The organism is Rhodopseudomonas sp. P2A-2r, assembly GCF_026015985.1.
In the GTDB taxonomy this organism is placed as follows: domain Bacteria; phylum Pseudomonadota; class Alphaproteobacteria; order Rhizobiales; family Xanthobacteraceae; genus Tardiphaga.
In genome coordinates, this window is record NZ_CP110389.1 from 4,776,680 (window position 1) to 4,800,096 (window position 23,417).

Below are 23,417 nucleotides of genomic sequence, written 5' to 3' on the forward strand. Positions count from 1 at the left end.
TCGTCGCCCGGCCGGGCGATGACACCGCGTTTGGTGAGCGGCCGTTCCAATTCCACCGCGACATCACCCGCTATTCCGCAATCCCGCCGAAATGCCGTTGATGGTCAGTTGAATCCCGCGCAGCACCTGCTCGTCCGGATCGTGCGCGCGATGGGCCTTCAGCAGCTCCACCTGCACATGGTTGAGCGGATCGAGATACGGAAAACGGTTGCGGATCGAGCGTTCGAGCAGCGGGTTGTCTTGCAGCAGGCGATCGTGGCCCATGATGTCGAGCAATGTCTCGATGGAGGTGTGCCACTCCTGGCGGATACGGCCGAAGATCTTTTCGCGCAAGGCGACGTCGGGCACCAGTTCGGCATAGCGCGAGGCGATGGCGATGGAGCTCTTGGCCAGCACCATGTCCATGTTCGATGCCAGCGTGCGGAAGAACGGCCATTCGCGGTGCATCTCCTGCAGGAACGCCATGCCCTTGTCGGGATGGGCGATGAGCCACGCCTCCACCGCGCTGCCGAAACCGTACCAGCCCGGCAGCATCAGCCGGCATTGCGCCCAGGAGAACACCCACGGGATGGCGCGGAGATCCTCGATGGCCCGCGTCTTCTTGCGTGAGGCTGGACGGCTGCCGATGTTGAGCGTCGAGATCTCGGTGATGACGGTCGACTCCCAGAAGTAGTCGACGAAGCCGTCGGTCTCGTAGACCAGTCCGCGATAGGCCTTGAAGGCCAGCGCGGAAAGCTCTTCCATCGCCTCGAGATATTCGGCGCGCGGGGCGCTGTGACGTGGCGCCAGCAGGCTGGCTTCCAGCGTGGCCGCCGCGAGAATTTCCAGATTGTTACGGCCGACCTCGGCGTTGGAATATTTCGACGAGATGATCTCGCCCTGCTCGGTGATACGGATCTGTCCGTCCACAGCGCCGCCGGGCTGCGCCAGGATGGCGTCGTAGCTCGGGCCGCCGCCGCGGCCGACCGAGCCGCCGCGGCCGTGAAACAGCCGCAGCCGGATAGTGTGGCGCTCGAACACCTCGATCAGCCCGATCTCGGCCTTGTAGAGCTCCCAGCCCGAGGTGACGAAGCCGCCGTCCTTGTTGCTGTCGGAGTAGCCGAGCATGACCTCCTGCACGGCGCCGCGGCTGTCGACCAGGCGGCGATAGTCGTGCAGCGAAAACAGCCGGTCCATGATCGCGGCGGAGGCCTGCAGGTCCTCGATGGTCTCGAACAGCGGCACGATGTTGATGCCGCTGCGGCCGGAGCAATCCACGAGGCCGACCTCCTTGAGCAGCACCGCCACCTCCAGCATGTCGGAGACGCCCTTGCACATGGAGATGATGCATTGGGGAATCACGCTTTCGCCGTAGCGCGCATGCGACGCGGCGGCTTCGCGGAACAGCGCCAGTTCGCCCAGCGTCTCGTCGCTATACTTGACGAAGGGCGACGCCAGCGGCCGGGTGTTGCGCAGTTCGCCGGTCAAAAGCGCGATGCGCGCGTCCTCGCCGAGCGCCAGATAGGAGGTGCCGGGCATGGCGGCGTCGATCAGCTCGGCGATGGTGCGCTCGTGCACCGCTGAGTTCTGCCGGATGTCCAGGCTCGCAAGATGAAAGCCGAAGCAATCCACCGCGCGGCGCAACGCGCGCAGCCGGCCGCGTGCGATCACCCTGGAATTGTTTGATATCAGCGAGCGCTGCAGCACGTCGAGATCGGCCTTGAATTCTCCCGCGCTGGCATAGGCCTCGGCGGCACCGACCGGATGGCGGCTGGCTTCGACGCCGAGCGCATGCGCCGTCGTCGCCAGCCGCGCATAGATCCCGGAGACCGCCAGGCGATAGGGTTCGCCGACGCGATGCGGCGAACGATCCGGGGAACGCTCGGCGAGCGCGCGCAACTCGTCGGAAATATCGGCAAGATGGGCCGCGAGCGACAGTTCGGAGCCCAGCACATGCAACTCGTCGAGATAGAAGTTCAGGGCGCGGGCGCTCTGCAGCGCCAGCGTGCCGCGCATGACATCGGCGGTGACGAAAGGGTTGCCGTCACGGTCGCCGCCGATCCAGCTTCCCATGTGCAGGAACGAGCCCAGCTCACCGTCCGCCTCGCTAGCGTCCGCGGGCAGATCTGCATCCAGCCGGTCCTGCAGCGCATTGTGCAGGCGCGGCACCTCGCGCAGGAAGGTGTAGTCGTAAAATGACAGGCCGTTGGTGACCTCGTCGAGCACGGTCAGCTTGGTCCGGCGCAGCAGGTTGGTCTGCCACAGCGTCAACACCGCCCGACGTAGCTGCTCCTCCAGCAGGTCGTCCTCCTCGAGAGTAAGCTGCATCCGCTCACGCTTGTCGAGCAGTGCGGCGATCTCCATTTCGCGGTCGATGGTGCTCTTGCGCCTGACCTCGGTGGGATGCGCGGTCAGCACCGGGCTGATCAGCGCCTGGCCGAAGAACCGCCGCAGCGCCGCAGCATCAATGCCCGCCGCGTGGGCGCGGCCGATCGCGCCGGCCAGCGTCCCCGCCGATGCCGCGCCGTCATGGGCGCGCTGCGCCCGCATGCGCCGGATGTTGTTCTGGTCCTCGGCGATGTTGGCGAGATGCGAAAAATAGCTGAAGGCGCGCACGATGCGCACGGTCTCGGGGGTCGACATAGCATCGAGAATGGTTTCCAGTTCGCGCCGCGCCGGCAGATCCTCGTCGCGGTGGAAGCGGATCGAGGTGGTGCGGATGCGTTCGACCAGATCGAACACCGCCTCCCCTCCTGGTCGCGAACGGTGTCGCCGAGAATGCGGCCGAGCAACCGGATATCGTCGCGCAGCCTTGCATCGGCTTCGAGGGCGGCGACGTCCTCACTGCGGTTGGCAAGGACATCCTGGTCGAGTGGCATGGTTCTGGACACGCGCATGCTCCAACGGTTGCCGGCCGCTTTGGTCGCAAGTTTTTTGCGGCGGTGCAAGAGCGGTGGTGCAGAATCAGATGCAAGCTACGGGCCGATCGCTGGCCGCCACTGTCATTCGCGTCCGCGCTCGCCGTTCACCGCGCTATATTGGCAACCGTCCTCTGGCCGACGGCCCGTGGTAGCGCGCGGCCGCTTCACGGAACGATGGCGCAGGCGGGCGCTAAATCATTGCGGTGCAACGACGATCTGGCGTAAGCAGGAGTTGGAGGTGCGCTTGTTGAAGCAGGGACTGAGCCTATCGACGCGACTGACGATCGCAATCGTCGCGCTGGTGCTTGCCACGGCCGGAACGGTCGGCTTTCTGAGCTACCGCAACATTGCCGCTATCGCGGTTCCCCGCGCATTGGTGCGCCTGGATGCCAACGCCCGCGCCCTCGCCGTCGATCTGTCCAATCTCGTTGCAAATGCCCGCGCCGACCTCAAGGGGTTTCGCCACATCATCGGCCTCGACGAGGTGATCGCCCTCAGTCGCGATCCCGCAGCCGGGCAGACCGGCCTCTCTCTCGCCCAATGGCGTGGCCGCATCGCGCAACGACTTGCTGCCGAACTCGACGCCAAGCAGCAATACCTGGCGTTCCGCATCATCGGACTCGCCGATGGCGGGCGCGAACTGGTGCGGGCGCAACGACCGACTGCGGGTGGCGCGGCCCGTATCGTCCCGGACGCCGAACTGGAGCAAAAGGCGGATCGACCTTATTTCGCGCGGACCATGGCGGCACGCGACGGCGAGGTCGTGGTATCGGCGGTCGAGCTGAACCAGGAAAACGACACGATCGAAATACCCCGTGCGCCCGTAGTCAGGGTGTCAACGCCGATTTTCGGACCTGACGGTGCGCGGTTCGGCATGCTCATCATCAACGTCGATATGCGGTCTGCTTTCAAGCGGCTCGACGAAGAGACCAGCCTGGATGCCGCCACCTATGTCGTGAACGAGCGCGGCGACTATCTGTCCCATCCCGACAACAGCCGCGAATTCGGTTTCGCGTTCGGCAAATCCTATCGGATCCAGGACGACTATCCCGGGCTGGCGCGCGCAGTCGCGACCGGCGAACAACAGCCGGATCTCTTCGAGAGCCGCGAGGGAAAGCGCTTCGGGGTGGCATTCGTGTCGGTCCGCCTCGCCGACGGTCCGCGCGTCTCGGTAGCTGAAGCGATTCCGGAGGACAAGATTGTCGGCGCGGCGCTCACCGCGCTACGCGACTCCAGCCTGATCGGCGGGGCGATCGCCGTCCTCGGCGCCGTACTGCTGGCGGTGGCATTCGCACGCAGCCTGGTCCGGCCCCTGAGCCAGATGACCACCGCGGTGGCGGGGTTCTCGCAGGGTGCACCACTTCTGGTTCCGCTGGAGGCCAAAGGCGAGATCGGGATACTCGCACGCGCATTCGAGAAAATGGCGCGCGAGGTCCGCGAGCGGACCTCAGCCATGCAACACGACAGGGAAGTGTTCGAAAGCATCATGGCGACCATGGCCGAGGCCGTTCTGCTCGTCGATATGGACGGGACGGTGGTCTACGAGAACACTGCGGCAACCGCCATTCTCACATCGCCCATCCCCGGCGAACGCCCGTCCTGGACCGCCGCCTTCGAGGCATTCTATCCCGACGGGATGACACCGCTTCCGCCGGAGCAATGGCCAAGCCGACGCAGCCTGCGCGGCGAAACCGTCGATGGATTCGAGGTCTGCTTTCGCCCGCACGGCGTCGACAAGCTCAAACATCTGTTATGTGGCGCGCGTCCCATTCGCAATGCCGCCGGCAAACAGACCGGCTCGGTGGTCGTGTTCCGCGACGTCACCGAAGCCAAGGAGACCGAGCGACAACTGCACCAGTCGCAGAAGCTCGATGCGATCGGCCAACTGACCGGCGGCATCGCGCATGATTTCAACAATATGCTCACGGTGATCACCGGATCATCGGAAATCCTGCTGGAAGAATTGACCGACAGGCCGACCCTGCTGACGATCGCCGGCATGATCGTGGAGGCCGCCGACCGCGGCGCTGAGCTGACCAAGCATCTGCTTGCCTTCGCGCGCAAGCAGCCGCTGCAGCCACGCAATATCGACGTCAACACGATGGTCCTCGATACCGTGAAACTGCTGCGGCCGTCGCTCGGCGAGCAGATCGAGATTGAAACGACGCTGGAGCAGGACGCCCAGCCGGCTCTTATCGATCCGTCGCAGCTCTCCGCCGCCCTGCTCAATCTTGCGGTCAACGCACGCGACGCGATGCCGAACGGCGGCAAGCTGCTGCTCGAGACCGGCAATGTCGTGCTCGACGACTCCTATGCCCAGAATAACGTTGAGGTGGTCCCCGGCCCCTACGTCATGATCGCCGTCAGCGATACCGGCGTCGGCATTCCGGCCAGCCTGCGCGACAAGGTGTTCGAGCCGTTTTTCACCACCAAGGAGGTCGGCCGCGGAACCGGGCTGGGCCTGAGCATGGTGTATGGTTTCGTCAAGCAATCCAATGGACACATCAAGATCTACAGCGAGGAGGGCTACGGCACCACCATCAAGCTATACCTGCCCTGTGCCAGTACGGAGTCGCAGGCGGCCGAAATCGCCGCGCCCATCGAAGGCGGCAGCGAGACCATCCTGGTGGTGGAGGACGATCCGCTGGTCAGCGGCTTCGTCGTCACGCAACTGCACAGCCTTGGCTACAGAACGCTGATGGCGTCCAGCGGCACCGCGGCGCTTGCGCAGGTCGATGGCGGCGCCGCTTTCGATCTGCTGTTCACCGACGTGATCATGCCGGGCGGCATGAACGGCCGCCAGCTCGCCGATGCCGTGACGCAGCGCCGGCCGCACATGAAGGTTCTCTACACATCCGGCTATACCGAGAACGCCATCGTGCATCACGGCCGTCTCGATGCCGACGTGCTGCTGTTGCCGAAGCCCTATCGCAAGTCCGAACTGGCGCGCATGGTGCGGCTTGCGCTGACGCCCGCTCCCGCCGCTGCATCAGGCGAAGCCGCGAACGCGCGTGGCCAGGCCGGTTAGCCCGCCCTGTCTCACACCTTGGGCTTGAACGCGGCGAGAATACGATCGGCCTCCATGCGCCAGTCAGTGCTGCGCGCGAATTCCGGCGTGCCTCTTGTGCCGAACAGACCGTCGTCGGCGAGGTCGGCGACCCAGCCCTGGCGCTCGGCGGTGCCCTCGGCGGACCACGGCGTCAAACCGATCTCGCGTACCGTCTCGGCCACCTCGCGGACTTCCTCGCTGCGGCGACGACCGTGCTCGATCACCCGCTGGAAGAAATAGGCACCCTGCTTTTCCCAGTCGATGCTCGGAAACGTCTCGGTGAGCGATGCGAGCAGCGCATCCTCGACGCCGTAGGCGCGCGCCGTGGTGAAGCTCTCGATCACCATGGCCTCCATGCCCTTGATCATGATGCTGCGGCACATCTTGGTGGCCGAGGCGATGCCGAGCCGGTCGCTGGAGACCTTGGCGTCGAAGCCGATCTCATTCAGCAATGGCGCCAGTTCGCGCGCGGCGGGGCCGCCGAGCAGCAGCGGCACCCTGAGGCGATAGGGCGGCACCGAGGTCATCACCGCGCCCTCGACATAGCGTCCGCCGCCGCCGTCGATCAGCGCCGCCGCGCGCTGCTTGGCGCCGGGCGAGGCGGAGTTGAAGTCGAGGAACCAGGCCTGCGGCTGCAGGCCCGGCACGCAGGCTTGCGCCGCCGGCACGGTCTGGCTCGCCGTCACCGCGGAGATGATGAAGTCCGCGTTTGCCGCGAGATCGGCGTGCGACGATGCAAGCACAACGCCATGCATCGCCGCGTGGTCCTGCAAGGCGGCGGCCTGCGAGCCGCCGAGCTTGGTGTCGTAGGCGCTGACGCGCAGGTCCTGCTTGCGCAGGTCCTCGGCAAGAATGCGCCCGACTTCGCCATAGCCGACGACGCCGATGCGCCACTGGTTCGAGGCGTTGGACATGACGCTTACTGCACCTTGATGTTGGCCTGCTTCAGGATCGGTCCCCACTTGTCGGCTTCGGCATGCATGAAGGCGTCGAATTCCTTGGGCGAACTGTCGGCCGGCGTGGCGCCGATCTTCTTCAGCGCTTCCAGCACAGCCGGATCCTTCAAGGCCGTCGCGATGTCGGCGTGAATCCTGGCCACCAGTTCCGGCGGCATGTTGGCGGGTCCGAGAAAGCCCCACCACACCGCGGTGTCGTAACCGGCCACGCCGGACTCCGCCACAGTGGGCACGTTGGGCAGCATCGGAGACCGCGTCGCGGTGGTCACCGCAATGGCGCGAACTGCGCCGCCGTCAAGCTGCCCCATGATCTCCGGCAAGGGATTGATGCTGATGGGAATGTCGCCGGCCATCACCGCGGTCAGCGCCGGCGCACCGCCCTTGTAGGGGATCGAGACGATCTTGACGCCGGCCATGTAGTTCAGCAATTCGCCGGCCAGATGCGCCGAGGTGCCGTTGCCGGACATGCCGTAGGACAGCGCGTCCGGTTTTGCTTTCGCCTGCGCCAGCAATTCCCCGAGGTTCTTGGCCGGGTTGTCCTTGGCCACCACGATGGCCAAGGGCGAATAGGCGACTTCGCTGATCGCGGTAAAATCCTTGAAGGTGTCGTAGGGCAGTTTCGGATAGAAGAACTGGTTCAGCGGATGACCTGACGCGACCAGGATGAGCGTGTAGCCATCGGGCTTGGCCTGGGCCAGTGCCTGCGAGGCGATGGTGCCGCCGGCGCCGGGCCGGTTCTCGATCACGGGCTGCTGGCCCCAGGTCTTCGACAGCGACTGGCCGACCGTGCGCGCCAGCACATCGACGGCGCCCCCGGCCGCATAGGGCACGAAGATCGTCACCGGCTTGGCCGGCCAGTTGTCGGCCGCCAGCGCGAGCTGGCTGCCATGTCCAAACAGGCCAAGCGCGAGCGCACAGCCGATGAATATTTTGCGGGTCAACATGTCTTGGTCCTCAGTACCTGATGGCGCATTGCGCCACTTCTAGAGCATTTTCGGATTGAAACCACCCACCGTCCTCATGGTGAGGAATCCTTGTAGTGAACGCGGATCAATTAAAACCAATTCAAAATAAAAATGCTCTAGCCTGACAGATCCGCGGCGTCTGCCCCCTAGATGGTCCGCCCGGCCCGCGCCCAATAGGGATCGCGCAGGCGGCGCTTGAAGATCTTGCCGGAATCCTCGCGGGGCAGGTTCGACTGGATCTCCATCTGGCGGGGCACCTTGTAGTCCGCCAGTTGCCGCCTGAGGTCGCTGCGCACCGAAGCGAGGTCGAGTACGACGCCCGGCTGCGGCTCGATCACCGCCATCAGCGCCTCGCCGAATTCCTCGTCGGGAATGCCGAACACGGCGCAGTCGTGCACGCCGGGCAGAGCATGCAAGGCCGCTTCGATTTCGGCGGGATAGATATTGACGCCGCCGGAGATCACCATGTCGCGCTTGCGGTCGCAGATGAAGACGTAGCCGTCTTCGTCGATGTAACCGACGTCGCCCGAGGTGATGAAACCCTCGCGGTCGATCTCGGCGCGCTTCTCAGGCTTGTTGTGATAGGTGAAATCCGGATTGCCTGGGATCCGCGAATAGATTTCGCCGATCTCGCCTTGCGGCAGGATCTGCCCGTCATCGCCGAGGAACCGCAATTCGGCGCCGGGGGCGATCTTGCCCACAGTGCCCGGCTTCTTCAACGCATCTTCGGAATTGGCGAAGGTGACCGCGCCGGATTCGGTGGAGCCGTAGAATTCGAAGATCACCGGTCCCCACCAGTCGATCATCGCCTTCTTAACGTCGGGCGGGCACGGCGCCGCGGCATGGATGACATGGCGCAGCGACGACACATCGTATCTGGCACGCACGTCCGCCGGCAGTTTCATCAGCCGAATGAACATGGTCGGCACCATGAAGATGGTATCGATCTTTTCATCCTGCACGATGCGCAGGAACTCCTCCGGCTCGAAGCGCGGCATCATCACCAGCCCGCCGCCGAGACGGCCGGCGCGCAAAGCAAAAGCATTGGGTGCGGAATGATATAGTGGCCCGGGCAACAGGGCCCGCGCGCCTTCCTTGAGGCCATAGACCCGCGCCCGCATCTGATCCGCCGACGCAGCCTGCGCCGGCGTCGGGGCAAAGCGACGCACGCCCTTAGGATGCCCGGTGGTACCCGACGTATAGATCATGTTGTGGGGTTGCGGCACGACAGGGCCGTCATAGGGCGCCTGCTCCGCCAGCCACGCTTCCAGATCGATGGCGCCGGCCGGCGTTGCGACATGCGCCGGATCGATCTTGTAGTTCGCCAGGATCTCCGGCGGCGGCGGCACGCTGAGGGTTACGGTGCCGGCCGGAATGGAATCGCGCAGCTGATGCAGCATGTCGGCATGGGCGATCAGGATGTTCGATCCGGAATCGGCGATCACATAGGTGATCTCCTCCGGCTTGAAGTGCCAGTTCACCGGCACGCCATAGGCGCCCAGCCGGGCCACCGCATAGGCGGCTTCGATGAACGCAATGTCGTTGCGCATCAGGATGCTGACGCTGTCGCCCTGCTTGACACCGAGACGCTGCAACCCGCCGGCCATGCGGCCGGCGCGCTCGGTGACGTCGGCGAAGCTGCGGCGGCGCTCGCCGCTGATGATGCCGTGGAATAAGGACGCCATGATGCGTTCAGTCCACGAACCGCGGCGCGCGCTTTTCCATATTGGCGCGCACCGCCTCAAGCTGGTTCGGCTGGCCCATCAGCTTCATCTGCTCGACGGATTCGGCGAGCAAGGCCGGGCCTGGATCGACCGACAGCTTGTTGAGCATGCGCTTGGCGGCGCGGATCGCGTCCGGGCTTTTGTTGGCGATCTCCCGCGCCAGCGACAGCGCCTCGGCGCGCGGGTCGTCGCAGATCCGGGTGGCGAGGCCGTAGCTCAGCGCCTCCTGCGCCGAGAAGATGCGACCGGTGTAAGTGAGCTCGCGCAAAATATCGTCGCGGACCAGGGAGGCCAGGATCGGCGTCCCCGCCATGTCCGGCACCAGCCCCCATTTGATTTCCATGATCGACATGCGCGCGTCCGGCGTCAGGAAACGCATGTCGGCACCGAGCGCGAGCTGAAAACCGCCGCCGAAGGCGACGCCCTGGATCGCGGCGATCACCGGCACCGGCAACTGCCGCCAGCCCCACACGGCCTGCTGGGAATGATTGGCGAGGCCATGGGTGCGCGCCGCAAGGTCGCGCTTCTGGCCGCCGCCGAGCCCTTCACCGCCGCTGTCGTTCATGGCGGCAAATCGTCCCATGTCGAGCCCGGCGCAGAACGCCCGTCCCTCGCCGGACAGCACCACCGCGCGGAGCCCTTTTCACGGCTCAGGCGATCCGACGTGGCCACCAGCGCCTCGAACATCGCCGCATCCAGCGCATTCATCTTGTCGGCGCGAACCAGCCTGACATCGGCGACACCGTCCGTGACGGACACCGAGACGCGATCTTGCACATCCTGCACTGGGCGTTTCCTCCCCAAACTTGTTTTTGTTTTGCGCTTTACAGGAAAGCGCCCACCGGTTTTAGTCAATCAACTAATTAACCCGGCAACATTCTCTTAGAACAGGACCATCCGATGTTCAATCCGCAGCTTCTCGCAGGTCGAAACATACTGGTGACCGGCGGCGGCACCGGCCTCGGCAAATCGATGGCGTCCAAATTCCTGTCGCTCGGCGCCGAGGTGCACATCTGCGGCCGCCGCAAGGAGTCTGCGACGAGACCGCCACCGAACTGATGGCCGAGTTCGGCGGCAAGGTGACCAGCCACGGCGTCGACATCCGCGATTGCGCGGCGGTGGATGCCATGATCGAGGACATTTTCACCGATCGCCCGCTCACCGACCTCATCAACAACGCCGCCGGCAACTTCATCTCCCGCACCGAGGACCTGTCGCCGCGCGGCTTCGATGCGGTGGCCAACACCGTGATGCACGGGACGTTCTACGTCACGCATGCGGTCGGTAAACGCTGGATTGCCGCCAAGTTGCCCGGCAACGTGGTGTCGATCACCGTGACCTGGGTGCGCAACGGCAGTCCCTATGTGGTGCCCTCATCCATGAGCAAGTCGGCGATCCACGCCATGACCATGTCGCTGGCCACCGAATGGGGCCGCTATGGCATCCGGCTCAATACAATTGCGCCTGGCGAAATTCCCACCGAGGGCATGAGCAAGCGCATCAAGCCCGGCGACGAGGCCGGCGCCCGTACCAAGGCGATGAATCCCATGGGACGCGTCGGCACCATGGAAGAGTTGCAGAACACCGCGGTGTTCCTCATCTCCGGCGGCTGCGACTGGATCAATGGCGAGACCATTGCCATGGACGGCGGCCAGGCGCTCGCCATGGGCGGCAATTTCTATCAGTTGCGCAGCTGGTCGGACGAAGACTGGACCCAGGCCCGCGACGCCATCAAGTCGCAGAATGAAAAGGACAAGGTGGCGCGGGGGTAGAGTCTAATTCGCGAGTTTGAATCCAGCGCTGCGCTTCAACGTGAGTAGATCGCAGTCCCGGGGCCGGATTCTGCTCAATGGAAGCGTGTCCCGGACGCAGCGCAATGCGCCTCCGCCAGGAGGCGTGGTGCGCTGCAGAGCCGGGACCGCCCAAAACTCCGGCGCCCGGGACGGTCCCGGATCTGCAGAGCGGCACTTCGCGCCGCACCGCGTCCGGGACAAGATTGAGCCGCTTCAGTCTTGATGGATCAGACTCTAGATCTTCACGCGGTAGGTCTCGTGGCAGCCGCCGCATTCCTTGCCGATGCCGCCGACATTGGCCTTCAGCGAGTCGAGATCCTTGATCTTGGCCTTGGCCTCGGTGACCACCTTGGCGAAGCTGGCGATCTTGGCGTCGAAGCCGGCCTTGTCTTCCCAGATCTTCGGCGAGGCGCTGTAGTCGCCCTCAGGCTTCAGGCCCTTGGTGCTTTCCGGAAACAGGGTCGGCAGCTTCTTGGCAGTGTCGTCGAGCTGGGCCAGCGCCGCGTCGACCGCGGCCTGATCGTAGGGCTTCTCGCCCTTGGCCATGGCGCTGAGCACGCCGCCGAGATTCTTGCCATTGGCCTTCATGATGTTCTGGGCTTCCTTCACGACGTCCTGCTGCGCCGCCACAGCACCCACGCCAAGCATCAAGGCTCCCACGACAACCACAGTGCGTATCATTGGCTCATTCCCTGTTTCGTTGACTGATCAGCGCGACGAGATACGTCACTGACCCTACGAACGCGACGCCTGTCACGCCCGAACCCATAACCCCGCTGCTGCAGGTCTATTCCAGCGGCTGCCACATTACAGCCGGTGCAGCCGCTCGTGTTCGCGGATCGCCATCCACACCCGCTCCGGCGTGGCGGGCATGTCGATGTGCTCGATCCTATATTCGCGATGCAGGCCCTCGATGATGGCATTGACAACCGCCGGGCAGGAGCCGATCGCGCCCGCCTCGCCCGCGCCCTTCACCCCCATCGGATTGGTGGTGCAGGGGATGTTATGGGTCTCGAACGTGATCGGCGCACCATCGGCGGCGCGCGGCAGCGCGTAATCCATGAAGGTACCGGTCACCAGCTGGCCGTCCTTCGGATCGTACACCGCCTGCTCCATCAAGGCCTGGCCGATGCCCTGCATGGTGCCGCCATGGACCTGGCCGGCCAGCAGCAGCGGATTGAGCGTCACGCCGAAGTCGTCGACGATGACATAGTTGACGATCTCGATCCTGCCGGTGGCGGGATCGATCTCGACTTCCACCAGATGGGTCCCGTTCGGGAAGGTGCCGTCGGCGCTGCTGAAGGTCTCCGACGCGTTGAGTTTTGCCGGATCCGCCTTCTTCGCCAGATCGGCGAGGGATACCGAGCGGTCGGTGCCGGCGACGCGGGCCGCGCCATCGCTGATCTCGATATCGCCAATGCTGGTTTCCAGCGCGTCGGCGGCCAGTTCCTTCAGATACTCTCCGAGCTTGCGGGTGGCGCGCTGCACACTGACGCCGCCGGAGGGGATCGAGGCGGAGCCGCCGGTGCCGAGGCCGGTGGCCACCTTCTCGGTGTCGCCCTGGACGATGTGGACGCGCTCCGGCGCCACCCCGAACTGTTCGGCGACGATCTGCGCATAAGCGGTGTGGTGGCCCTGCCCGGTCGACTGGGTGCCGATCAGGATGGTGATGTCGCCGTCAGCGCCCAGCGCCACATTGGCGGTCTCCTCGCCCATGGTGCCGCAGACCTCGACATAGGTCGCCAGACCGATGCCGCGCACCAGGCCGAGCTTCTTCGCAGCCTTGGCGCGCTTCGGAAACTCCTTCCACTCGCCGACCTCCATCGCCCGCTTCATGTGGGCGGCGAAGTCGCCAGAATCGTAAATCTTCCCCGTCGCGGTGGTGTAGGGCATTGCCTTCGGCGGCACGAAATTCTTGCGGCGGATGGCATCCGGCGTCATGCCGAGCTTGCGCGCGCAAGCGTCGACCAGACGCTCCACCACATAGGCGGCCTCGGGCCGGCCGGCGCCGCGATAGGCGTCCACCGGCACGGTGTTGGTGAACACGGTGCGCACCCGGCAATGGAACGCCTTGATGTCGTAGAGACCGGGCAGCATGCCGGCGCCGCCATGGGGGATGTAAGGGCCGAAGGTCGAGAGATAGGCGCCCATGTCGGCCATCAGGTCGACATCCATGGCGAGGAACTTGCCGTCTTCCGCCAGCGCCATGCGGGCGTGGGTGACGTTGTCGCGGCCCTGCGCATCGCCGACGAAATGATCGGCGCGGTCGGCCGCCCACTTGACGTTCTTGCGCAGCTTTTTCGCGGCCACCGCCACCAGCGCATATTCGCGGTACGGGAACAGCCGTGTGCCGAAGCCACCACCGACATCCGGGCAGATCACCCGCATCTTGTCCTTGGATATCTTCAGCACGTTGTCGCAGAGGATATCGCGCAGCCGGTGGCTGCCCTGGCTGCCGATGGTCAGGGTCATGTGATCGCGCTTGGCGTCGTATTCGCAGATCGCCGCGCGGGTCTCCATGTAGTTGATGATGACGCGCGGATTGACGATCTGCACTTCGGCAACCGTGTGCGCCTTGGCGAACACCGCGTCGACGGCCTTCTTGTCGCCGATCGGCACGTCGAACAGCACGTTGCCGGCGTGTTTCGCCCAGACCTGCGGCGCGTCCTTCTTGACGGCATTGACGAGGCCTATGACGGCGGGCATCGGCGTCCAGTTGACCTCAATGGCCTCGACCGCATCGCGGGCCTGATCGATGGTCTCGGCCACCACGAAGGCCACGGCGTCGCCGACATGGCGCACTTCCTTGTCGGCGAGGATCGGATAGTCCGGCCCGGTGAACGGCGTGTCCGGCAGATTGAACAGGCACGGCAGACCGCCGAGATCCTTGACGTCCGCAGCCGTCAGGATGGTGGCAACGCCCGGCAGGGTGCGCGCGCGGCCGGCATCGAGGGTGAAGGTGGCATGGGCGTGCGGCGAACGCAGTACCAGCGCATGCAGCGTGGCCGGCGCATGGTCGTCGGTATAGCGGCCCTTGCCGCGGATCAGCGCATCGTCTTCCTTGCGCAGCACGCTTTGACCGACGCCGAATTTGATGGGAGCCATGGTGTTTCCGTCTGCAGTTTAGATTTGCTCCATATTGCAGCGGATCGGCGGGAAGCGCAAACGGCCTAGCTGCGCACCAGCGACACCAGCCAGCGGCGGCCGAACAGCAGCAAAATCAAGGCCGCATAGACCGCGGCGCCGACCACGATCAGCACCGCCAGCGCCGATTCGTCGCGCAAGGCGCTCAGTTGCGCGAACTGCGCCGCAGCAAACCGCGCTGTCAGCCAAAGCGCCGCCGCCAGCACCAGGCCGGTGACGAGGAATTTTGCCAGCGAGCGCAGGAAGGCACGATCGAATTCCAGATACCCGAACCGCACGGCGAAACCGATCACCAGCAGCAGATTGATCCAGGCGCCAATGGCCGTGGCCAGCGCCAGGCCGACCTGCGCCAATGCCCCCACCAGCAGGATCTTCAGCACCACATTGACGGCGATGCCGGTCAATGCGGCCTTGACCGGCGTCGCAGTGTCCTTGCGCGCATAGAACGTGGCGACGGCGCTGCGGATCAGCACGAACGGCACCAGCGCGATCGCATAGGCGGCCAGCGTCGCGCCGGCGGCGGCGGCGTCGGCCTTGGTGAAGGCGCCGCGTGCGAACATCGCGCGCATGATCACGTCGGACACGCTGAGGAAGGCGGCGACGAACGGCACGGAAAACAGCAGCGTGAATTCGAAGGCGCGGCGCTGCGACGCCATGGCGCCGGCATGGTCGCCCGAGGTGATCCGCCGCGACATTTCCGGCAGCAGCACGGTGCCGATGGCGATGCCAATGACGCCGATCGGCAGCTGGTTGAGGCGGTCGGCATAATACAGTGCCGACAGCGCGCCGGCCGGAAGAAACGTGGCAATGATGGTGTCGGCGAACAGCGCCACCTGGGTGCCCATAGAGCCCAGCGTCGCCGGCCCGAGCGCGCGGAAGAAGGCGCGGACGTCCTCATCGAGCCGGAGCGGCGCAAAGCGCGGCAGCCCGCCATGCGTGGCCAGATCGCCCGCCAGCAGGAAATATTGCAGGAAGCCGGAGATCAGCACGCCCCATGCCGCGGCGTGGCCGGCGCTGGGGAAGAACGCCGCCAAAGCCAGCGTGGCCATCATCGAAATGTTGAGAAAGATCGACGCCGCCGCAGCAGAGGCGAAGCGCTGCATCACATTGAGGATGCCGCCGTACAGCGTCACCAAAGTGATCAGCAGCAGGTAGGGAAAGGTGATGCGCGTCAGCTCGATAGCCAGCCGGCGCTGCTCGGCGTCATCGGTGAAACCGGGCGCCAGGATGCTCATGGCCTGCGGCATGAACAGCCAGGCCGCCACCAGCAGCACCACCTGCGAGGCGAACAGCAGCGTGAAGATGCGATCGGCGAACAATCGCGCCGAGGTTTCGCCATGCTCGCCGTGGACATGGGCATAGGCCGGCACGAAGGCGGCGTTGAAGGCGCCTTCTGCGAAGATGGCGCGGAAATGATTGGGCAGCCGCAGCGCCACGAAGAAGGCGTCGGCGACGGGCCCCGCGCCAAGGATGGCGGCGAGCATGATGTCGCGCGCGAATCCGGTGATCCGCGACAACAGCGTGTATCCGCCGACGGTGAAAATACGTCTCAGCATCAGCCGCTTCTACAGCATGAGCTCTGGGCTGTCGTCACCCGGCTTGACCGGGTGACCCAGTAAACGACATTGCCGGCGATACTCTCGGGCGATGCCGGATACTGGACCGCCCGCTTTCGCGGGCGATGACACTTGTGGGTGACAGTTGTGATTGTGACAGCTTACGCCAACGCGTCGCGGATGGCTTGGATGACGCGGTCCTGGGTCGGTTCGTCGAGATAGGCGTGCACCGGCAGGCTGATGACGTCGGCGGACATGGCTTCGCACACCGGCAGCCCGCCATCGGCGACGGGATAGTTTGCGTAGGCGGTCTGCATGTGCACGGACTTGCCGTAGTAGACAGCGGTCGGCACGCCTTGCGCCTTCAGCGCCGCGGCGAAAGCGTCGCGGTCGGTGCCTTTGGGCAGGCGGATGGTGTAGCAGGCCCAGATCGAGGTGTTGCCTTCGGCGACCCGCGGCACGGTGACGACGTTGCCAAGGCTGCGCGCATAGCGCTCCGCCACCTTGTTGCGCGCGGCGATCTCGTCGTCAAAGATCTTCAGCTTCTCGAGCAGCACCGCGGCCTGGATGGTATCGAGCCGGCCGGTGAGTCCGAGGCGGACATTGTCGTATTTGTCGGAGCCCTGGCCGTGGACGCGGATGCTGCGCAGGTCGGCGGCCAGCTGATCGTCATCGGTGAAGATGGCGCCGCCGTCGCCGTAGCAGCCGAGCGGCTTTGCCGGGAAGAAGCTGGTGGCGGTGGCCAGCGCCGCGGTGCCGAGCCGCTTGCCCCGGATGGTGGCGCCGAACGCCTGCGCGGCGTCGTCGAGCACGAACATGCCTTCGGCCTCGGCGATGGCGCCGATGGCGTCATGGTCGGCGGGCTGGCCAAACAGGTCGACCGGGATCACCGCCTTGAGCGTCAGGCCAAGCTTCTTCGCGGTGCCGATCGCGCGCTTCAGCGATTCGGTATCCATGTTGAACGTGGTCGCATCGACGTCGACGAACACCGGCGTGGCGCCGGTCAGCGCCACGGCCTCGCCGGTGGCGCAGAAGGTGAAGGACGGACAGAACACCGCGTCGCCGGGGCCGACCTTCTTGGCCATCAGCACCATCAACAGCGCGTCGGTGCCGCTGGCGCAGCTGATCACATGCTTGGCGCCGCAATAGGCCGCCAGCGCGGCCTCAAGCTCGGCCACTTCCGGCCCGCCGATGAACTGGCAGTGGGTCAGCACGCGGCCGACCGCATCGTCGATCGACTGGCCGAGGCGGCGACGCTGCGCGCCGATGTCGACGAACGGAACGGGATCAATGCGGGTGTGCTGGTTCATTGGGCTCTCGGACTTGGTCATGGCGGTGTGGTCGCGCGGCGGGCGGCGTCAGCCGACCACGCGGCGCGGTACGGCGCGAGCCGCTGTAGCGGCCGGCTTCTTCGGCGCGTCCAGGCACTGGATCGCGATCTCCAGCGAGGCGACGCCCTCCTCGCCGGTCACGGCCGGCACGCCGCCGCTGCGTACGGCGGAAAGGAACGCCATCAGTTCGGCGCGCAGCGGCTCGTCCTGGCCAACCGGCAGGTGGCGCATGGAATAGCTGCCGTCTGTCTTGAAGCCGAAGCATTCGGTGACCTGGCGGGTCAGGAGATCGCCCATCACATATTTGCCGCGGGTCGCCACCGTGACGGTGCGCGCCTTGAACGGCGTCAGCCAATTGGTGTTGATATGCGCGAGCACGCCGGATTCGGTGCGGAACTGGAGCAGCGCAATGTCCTCGCGCTCGGCGACAGCGCTGGCCAGCTGCGACTGCACATCGACGATGTCTGATTCGGTGAACCAGCGGATCAGGTCGATGTCATGCACCGCGAGATCGATGACCACGCCGACATCGGACATGCGCGGCGGAAACGGGCCGACGCGGGTGATGGCGATGGACAGGATATCCTCGTCCTTGATGGCCTGCTTGACGGCGGCGACTGCCGGATTAAAGCGTTCGACATGGCCGACCATCAGGGTCACGCCGGCCTTGCGGGCTGCCTCGACGATCTCGCGACCCTCCTCCACGGTGGAGGCGATCGGCTTCTCCACCAGCACGTGGATGCCCTTGGCAATGCAGGCCAGCGCCACCTGGTGATGCAGATGGGTCGGTGCTGCAATGGTGACGGCATCGACGCCTGCCGCGATCAGGGATTCCAGGTCGGAAAACGTCGGGCAGCCGATCAGCTTGGTCGCACGGGTGCGGTGTTCCAGCATGGGATCGACGATGCCGATCAGCTCGATACCGGGCAGTCCGGCCAGCACACGCCCATGATTGCTGCCCATGACGCCGGCGCCGACGACGCCGACACGAAGCACGCGGCCCGCGTCCGCTGCAGATTCTCTCGAAACCATCAATAAACCTCGAAATGACACGTTCGGCTCATGGAATGAACCGCGCGCTGGTTCTCCTAGCATGCCGCCACAATTGTGGCGAATGGCGGAGCGAGATACCCAAACACGTTTTGATTCAAAGAATTACAGGCATTTTAACCGTCCACACAGCCTCGCCTGCGCAAATCGACGCCCGGGACCTGGCTCCCTGCCGGCGAACCGAGGCTTCCCGCAACGGCGAAGTTGACCTATCTCTCAGAGAGGCGCTGCGACCTGATCGTTGCTGCGAATCGTCATCCTCTGCACGGGACGCCTTCATGACCCAATGGTATTTGCGCGCGCGCATTCGAAGCCTGCTGCGGGCCCGCACAGCGGGACTTAAATTCAAGGCGCGCTCCGCCGATCGCGATTCTGAAACCGACCGGCTGCGCGATGATTCCATCTTGCGGGCGATCGACGACGCGCTGAGAGGCGCCGAGGCCGAATATGCCGGCCTTGGAAAACGCATTGACGACGTGCTGGCACAAGCCGCGCTCAAGCTGGGCAACGACGGCAACGATTCCGTTGCCCAGGTCGCCGGCCACGGCCAATCCACCGACCTGATCGAAGTCGACGTCCTGAACAGCCAGCGCCGCCTCGAAGACCTGTCCGCCCGCATCGTTCACTACAAGCTTCTGAAGGCGGCACTGCTGAGCGGGATGCCTGACGTCAAGCCGACGGCTTGAGCCAGCGCATGGCGGCTACGGTCGCCGCGACCTGGCATTAACCGGATGATAACCAAGAAGGGGCCAAGAACCGAAGGCCAGTCTATTCGGTGATCCTACAATGGGACGTTGCCACATGTTCCAACTGTTCCGGCGGGCCCGGGCGAGCACCTTTCTGCGCGGCATGATCGGCGAGCGCGAGTTCAAGGCGCGCTCGGCGGAACGCGACGCCGAGACGGACCGTGGGCGCATCGAGGCCGTCATCCGATCCATCGACGAGGCGGTGCGCAGCGCCGAGGTCGAACAGGCCGGCCTGACCCGACGTATCGACGACGTGCTGTCGCGTGCGGCAGTTTCGTTCGGCAACGGCAACGACGAGTACCTGACAAGGGAAAAAATCGACAGCGAGCATCTCGACCTGTTCGAGCGCGAGATCGCCAACGGACAGCGCCGGCTCGATGAGCTTGCCGTCAGCATTCCGCACTTCAAGTTCCTGAAGACGGCACTGCTGACCCGGTTCCCGAACGTCAAACCGACGCCCCCGACCAAGTAGCGCGTTGGCGACGGACGCCAGCCTCGCATTGCGCCCGACGAGCAGGAACAGGCGGTTCTGGCTATCCGTTGGCGCTCGCCCGGTCACTATTTCCGCTGATAGTCATCCTCGATCCGGATGATGTCGTCCTCGCCGAGATAGCTGCCGGTCTGGACCTCGATCAGTTCCAGCGGAATCTTGCCGGGGTTTTCCAGACGGTGGGTGGCACCGATGGGGATGTAGATCGACTCGTTCTCGTGCACGACCTTGACGAGTTCGTTGACTGTCACCTGGGCTGCACCGCGGACCACGATCCAGTGCTCGGAGCGGTGGTGATGCTTCTGCAGGGAGAGCCGGCCGCCGGCCTTGACGATGATGCGCTTGACCTGGTGACGCTCGCCATTGTCGACCGACTGGTAGGACCCCCACGGGCGATGCACCTTGAGGTGATCCTCCGTCACCTTCGGCGCCACGGCCCTGAGCTTGGCGACCAGCCGCTTCATGCCGTTGGCGTCGTTCTGGCGCGACACCAGCACGGCATCGAGCGTCGCCACCACGACGAGATCGTCGACGCCTTCCAGCGCAACGATTGCGCCGTCGGTGGACACATTGCAGTTGCGGGAGTCTTCGAACACCGCCAGGCCCTGCGCGGCATTGCCGTGGTCGTCCTTGCCGGACAGTTCCCACACCGCATGCCATGAGCCGACATCCGACCAGCCGCAGGCCATCGGCACGACCGCAGCATGAGACGTCTTTTCCATCACCGCGTAGTCGATCGAGATGGCCTTGGCCTCCCCGAACGATTCCGGATCGAGCGTCACGAATCCAAGATCATGGCCCGCCTTGGCCACGGCATCGGTCACGGCATCGACACTCGCTGCGTCGAGCTGGCGGTATTCGTCGAGCAACATGGCCGCGCTGAACATGAAGTTGCCGCTGTTCCAGAGATAGCCCGCCTCGATGTAATCGGCGGCCGTCGCCGGGTCGGGCTTCTCGACAAACTTCGCGACAGCCTGGACGTCGCCCATAATGGGGGCGCCGGGAGAGATGTAGCCATATTCCGTCGCGGGCCGCTCCGGCTTGACGCCGAAGGTGACGACGTGTCCGGCCTTGGCGGCCGGCAAGCCCTGGCGGCAAGCGGCGATAAAGGCGGCGTTATCTGCAACCACATGATCGGCAGCCAGCGCCAACACCACGGCCTCGCCGTCGCGCGTCAATGCGAACGCAGCGCCGGCAGCAATCGCCGGGCCGGAATCCCGCCGCGCGGGCTCCAGCAGTACATCCGCTTCGACGCCGATGTCCGCCAGTTGTTCCAGCACCATGAAGCGGTAGGCCTGGTTGGTGATGACAATCGGCCGTTCGAACAATGTGGGATCGGAGACCCGCAGCAAGGTGTCCTGGAACGTCGAGCGCGGCCCGAACAACGGCAGGAATTGCTTCGGGCGCCCCTCGCGCGACGAAGGCCACAGCCGGGTCCCGGCGCCACCACACATGATCAGTGGAATGATACGTTTGTCCATAAGGTCCTCAAATCGATTGGCTATGCATTTTCTCGTACGTCGTAGTGCCGACGATACCAGGCGACAAAGTTGCGAATGCCGGTCGCGATGGAGGTTTCCGGCCTGAAGCCCACATCCCGCATGAGATCATCCACGTCAGCGAAGGTTTCCGGCACATCGCCCGGCTGCATCGGCAGCATGGTCTTCTGCGCCGCGCGTCCGAGTTCCTTTTCCAGCACGGTCACCACGTCGAGCAGATCCTCCGGCTTGTTGTTGCCGACATTGTAGATCCTGGCGGGCGCCTGTTCATCGCTGCCTTCGGGCACATGGTCAATCAGCCGATCGATCACGCGCGTGACGTCGTCGACATAGGTGAAATCGCGGCGCATCTTCCCATGGTTGAAAAGCTTGATCGGCACGCCCTCGACGATCGCCTTGGTAAACAGAAAAATCGCCATATCCGGCCGGCCCCACGGCCCATAGACGGTGAAGAACCGCAACCCGGTGGTCGGAAGCCGATAGAGATGGCTATAGGAATGCGCCATCAGCTCATTGGCCTTCTTCGTCGCGGCATAGAGGCTGATGGGGTTGTCGACCCGGTCGCCGACCGAAAACGGCATCTTCTTGTTGGCGCCGTAGACCGATGATGATGACGCATAGAGCAGATGCCGGCAATCGTTGTGACGGCAACCCTCCAGCACGTTGAGGAAGCCTTCCAGATTGGCGTCGGCATAGGCATGCGGATGCTCGATCGAATAGCGCACCCCCGCCTGCGCCGCGAGGTGAATCACAACCGGGAAGCGATGCCTGGCAAACAGCGCGGCGATGGCGGCTCGATCCGCCAGATTGGCGTGCACGAACTCGAATCCGGGGTGTTTCTGCAGGATGTCCAGCCGGGCTTGTTTGAGGGTCGGATCATAGTAATCGTTCAGGCTGTCCAACCCGACGATGCGACGACCATCGTCGAGCAATCGCTGCGCGACGTGAAATCCGATAAATCCCGCAGCGCCCGTGACCAGAACTGGTTCATCCGACATTCGACCTCCGGTGGCATTCAAGCATCGGCCCTGACCGGCAGCAACCCGGAGCTCGCTCCTTATGCTGCGAAGCCCCTCAACGCAAGATTGGGCAGATCCAGCTCAAAAGTCGCCATCCAGTTGGATGGTGATTCCCTGAAACTGGGATATGAAACGGAAACGCGGCTATGTTATGCCCCCGCCACATCAAGTTTGATCATCTCAATGTCACATTTCGAACTCGCGATCATGGCCGTCGGAATAGCCGCTGCAGCGCTTTGTGCTGCGCTGACGCCAGTCCTGCGACCGCTGCTCGTCCGCTACGCACTGGCACGCCCCAATGCGCGGTCGTCGCACGTCGTCCCCACCCCACAGGGCGCGGGGATCGCGGTGATCGGCGCGACGCTGCTGGTCGCCGGGATCGCGATCCTGTCGGTATTGGGGGCTCAACCGCTGGCGCTGTGGACGGTGTTTGGCGCGACCGTCGGGATCGCGGCCATTGGCGCCGCCGACGATCTGCATCCGATATCGGTGGCGCCACGCTTGGCGATGCAGGCGATTGCCGTTGGCGCCGTCCTGTTCGCCATCCCCGCCGATCTGCGGATCGTCAATGATTTCCCAATCTGGCTCGAGCGCGGCGTGCTGTTGCTCGCCGCTCTCTGGTTCGTCAACCTCGTCAACTTCATGGACGGGCTGGACTGGATGACCGTTGCCGAAGTCGTCCCGGTCACCGGCGCTCTGGTCGTGATCGGTCTGTTCGGTGGACTGCCTGCATCCGCCACATTCGTCGCCGCCGCATTGGGTGGCGCAATGATAGGCTTCGCACCGTTCAACCGCCCGGTAGCCCGGGTTTTTCTCGGCGACGTCGGCAGCCTGCCGATCGGCCTGCTGCTGGGTTGGTGCTTTCTGGAACTGGCGTTTCGGCAGCATCTGGCCGCTGCAATTCTTCTGCCGCTGTATTATCTCGCCGATGCGACGATCACGTTGCTGCGGAGGCTGGCGAAGCGCGAGGCTGTCTGGCTCGCTCACCGCTCGCATTTCTACCAGCGTGCGACCGACAACGGCTTCACGGTCCTGCAGGTCGTCGGCCGGGTATTCGTCCTCAACATCGGACTGGCGATGCTGGCCGGCCTGTCGATCTATCTCGATTCCACCGGCGCGGATCTTGGCTTGCTTGCGGCGGGTGCAGTCATCGTCGCGGTCGTGCTGCGGCAATTCTCCACGCCACAGCGCTAAC

General features: G+C 64.7%; 14 protein-coding genes and 3 pseudogenes. 5 read left to right on the plus strand and 12 right to left on the minus strand.

Going from position 1 to position 23,417, the window contains the following annotated elements:
• Positions 1-63: 63 nt before the first annotated feature.
• Positions 64-2,858: pseudogene (gene ppc, locus ONR75_RS23090) on the minus strand (phosphoenolpyruvate carboxylase).
• 280 nt (positions 2,859-3,138) lie between these two features.
• On the opposite strand from ppc, the gene ONR75_RS23095 reads away from it, so the two are divergent.
• Positions 3,139-5,928: an ATP-binding protein gene (locus tag ONR75_RS23095; protein WP_265079295.1), complete on the plus strand. Its 2,790-nt coding sequence runs from the start codon at positions 3,139-3,141 to the stop codon at positions 5,926-5,928.
• Between the two features lie 11 nt (positions 5,929-5,939).
• On the opposite strand, the gene ONR75_RS23100 is transcribed toward ONR75_RS23095, so the two are convergent.
• The 4 genes and pseudogenes from ONR75_RS23100 to ONR75_RS23115 form a co-directional block, all read right to left on the minus strand.
• Positions 5,940-6,863: a DUF1932 domain-containing protein gene (locus ONR75_RS23100; RefSeq protein WP_265079296.1), complete on the minus strand. Its 924-nt coding sequence runs from the start codon at positions 6,861-6,863 to the stop codon at positions 5,940-5,942.
• Between the two features lie 5 nt (positions 6,864-6,868).
• Positions 6,869-7,849: a tripartite tricarboxylate transporter substrate binding protein gene (locus ONR75_RS23105; protein ID WP_265079297.1), complete on the minus strand. Its 981-nt coding sequence runs from the start codon at positions 7,847-7,849 to the stop codon at positions 6,869-6,871.
• A gap of 167 nt (positions 7,850-8,016) precedes the next feature.
• Entirely contained in the window at positions 8,017-9,555 is a 1,539-nt protein-coding gene (locus ONR75_RS23110) for an acyl-CoA synthetase (protein ID WP_265079298.1), read from the minus strand.
• Positions 9,556-9,562: 7 nt separating this feature from the next.
• Positions 9,563-10,371 (minus strand): annotated as a pseudogene (locus tag ONR75_RS23115) (crotonase/enoyl-CoA hydratase family protein).
• 123 nt (positions 10,372-10,494) lie between these two features.
• Here ONR75_RS23115 and ONR75_RS23120 point away from each other — a divergent pair.
• Positions 10,495-11,366, plus strand: a pseudogene (locus ONR75_RS23120) (SDR family oxidoreductase).
• A gap of 255 nt (positions 11,367-11,621) precedes the next feature.
• On the opposite strand, the gene ONR75_RS23125 reads toward ONR75_RS23120, so the two are convergent.
• From ONR75_RS23125 to ONR75_RS23145, 5 genes are all read right to left on the minus strand, one after another.
• Positions 11,622-12,068 carry a c-type cytochrome gene (locus ONR75_RS23125; RefSeq protein WP_265079299.1) on the minus strand — a complete coding sequence of 149 codons (447 nt, stop codon included), beginning with the start codon at positions 12,066-12,068 and terminating at the stop codon, positions 11,622-11,624.
• A gap of 126 nt (positions 12,069-12,194) precedes the next feature.
• On the minus strand, positions 12,195-14,492 hold the full coding sequence (locus ONR75_RS23130; protein WP_265079300.1) for a xanthine dehydrogenase family protein molybdopterin-binding subunit: 2,298 nt from the start codon (positions 14,490-14,492) through the stop codon (positions 12,195-12,197).
• 65 nt (positions 14,493-14,557) lie between these two features.
• On the minus strand, positions 14,558-16,087 hold the full coding sequence (murJ, locus tag ONR75_RS23135) for a murein biosynthesis integral membrane protein MurJ (RefSeq protein WP_265079301.1): 1,530 nt from the start codon (positions 16,085-16,087) through the stop codon (positions 14,558-14,560).
• A 161-nt stretch (positions 16,088-16,248) separates the two neighbouring features.
• Entirely contained in the window at positions 16,249-17,397 is a 1,149-nt protein-coding gene (locus tag ONR75_RS23140; RefSeq protein WP_265079302.1) for a DegT/DnrJ/EryC1/StrS family aminotransferase, read from the minus strand.
• Positions 17,398-17,445: 48 nt separating this feature from the next.
• Positions 17,446-18,450, minus strand: a complete 1,005-nt coding sequence (locus tag ONR75_RS23145) for a Gfo/Idh/MocA family protein (RefSeq protein WP_265079303.1) — start codon at positions 18,448-18,450, stop codon at positions 17,446-17,448.
• 35 nt (positions 18,451-18,485) lie between these two features.
• On the opposite strand from ONR75_RS23145, the gene ONR75_RS23150 reads away from it, so the two are divergent.
• Entirely contained in the window at positions 18,486-19,154 is a 669-nt protein-coding gene (locus ONR75_RS23150) for a hypothetical protein (RefSeq protein ID WP_265079304.1), read from the plus strand.
• Positions 19,155-19,269: 115 nt separating this feature from the next.
• Positions 19,270-19,686: a hypothetical protein gene (locus ONR75_RS23155; RefSeq protein ID WP_265079305.1), complete on the plus strand. Its 417-nt coding sequence runs from the start codon at positions 19,270-19,272 to the stop codon at positions 19,684-19,686.
• An 86-nt stretch (positions 19,687-19,772) separates the two neighbouring features.
• Here the strand turns inward: ONR75_RS23155 and ONR75_RS23160 are convergent, their stop codons facing one another.
• Both ONR75_RS23160 and ONR75_RS23165 read right to left on the minus strand, forming a co-directional pair.
• Complete coding sequence (locus ONR75_RS23160) at positions 19,773-21,185, minus strand: mannose-1-phosphate guanylyltransferase/mannose-6-phosphate isomerase (RefSeq protein WP_265079306.1); 1,413 nt, start codon at positions 21,183-21,185, stop codon at positions 19,773-19,775.
• A 20-nt stretch (positions 21,186-21,205) separates the two neighbouring features.
• Positions 21,206-22,201, minus strand: a complete 996-nt coding sequence (locus ONR75_RS23165; RefSeq protein ID WP_265079307.1) for an NAD-dependent epimerase — start codon at positions 22,199-22,201, stop codon at positions 21,206-21,208.
• Between the two features lie 228 nt (positions 22,202-22,429).
• Between ONR75_RS23165 and ONR75_RS23170 the strand changes: the two genes are divergently transcribed.
• A complete protein-coding gene (locus ONR75_RS23170) occupies positions 22,430-23,416 on the plus strand; it encodes a glycosyltransferase family 4 protein (protein WP_320109756.1) in 987 nt (328 codons plus the stop codon).
• The last annotated feature ends 1 nt before the right edge of the window (position 23,417 follow it).